1 protein-coding gene is annotated in these 765 nt (G+C 43.8%); it reads right to left on the bottom strand.

The window, feature by feature from the left end:
• Positions 1-372: 372 nt before the first annotated feature.
• The coding region (locus QYM41_RS17605; protein ID WP_368801066.1) for a hypothetical protein at positions 373-765 on the bottom strand (393 nt) is incomplete at its 5' end.

Raw genomic sequence — 765 nt, 5'->3', positions numbered from 1 at the left:
TTTGCTCCATCAAGTAGATGTGATAGTAACAAGAAATGTAAAGGACTTTAGGGATTTTGCAGAAAATGTGCAGACTCCTGCTGATTTTTTAGAATCGATATTAGTTTAAAATAAGAAGGCTCAGGAAGGAAGAAAATGGTAAAAGCCCCCGATGCGTATAGCACCGGGGGCTTCCTGTATTATGCCGTTAGGCGTTATAATGACTGTTAATCACCATAATACCAGTCGTCTTCCATTTCTGGTCTACCACTGTCACCTCTTCCTTGCTTCATAGTAGATGCTGCAAGGAGGGTGCAAGAGGTGATGTTTACCACCTGTATCTCTGGCTTTTTATATTCTTTCTTTTTCATATCCTTTTGATTTTAAAATTCTTTACTTAACCATAATTTTATAAGTCTTGCTGCCACGCTTCACGATGTTCAGACCCTTCTGCAGACCATTGGTACGACGACCATTCGCATCATAGTATTCTGCATTGGCATCGTTGCTGATAGCGTTGAGGTTGTCAATGGCAGTAGTGCCATCACCCTTTCCGATGCTCAGCATGGCTGCTCTTGCATTAGATGCTGTGACAGGATGGATATATGCATGCATAGGTTTGCTGCCTACACCCTTGCCACCCGTCAAGTCAGAGACACGCCAGAACTTATCCTTGCCGATGATGTAGTCGGTGTCTGCAAGACCCTGATTGTCTTTGCCGCCAATCTTGGTGAATGAACCTACGAGGTTGACATCTGTGTTTGTTCCAGCTACTGTTGGGGCAGT

The organism is Kocuria oxytropis (assembly GCF_040981195.1).
GTDB lineage: Bacteria > Actinomycetota > Actinomycetes > Actinomycetales > Micrococcaceae > Kocuria > Kocuria oxytropis.
This window is presented reverse-complemented; position numbering and strand designations above follow the sequence as displayed.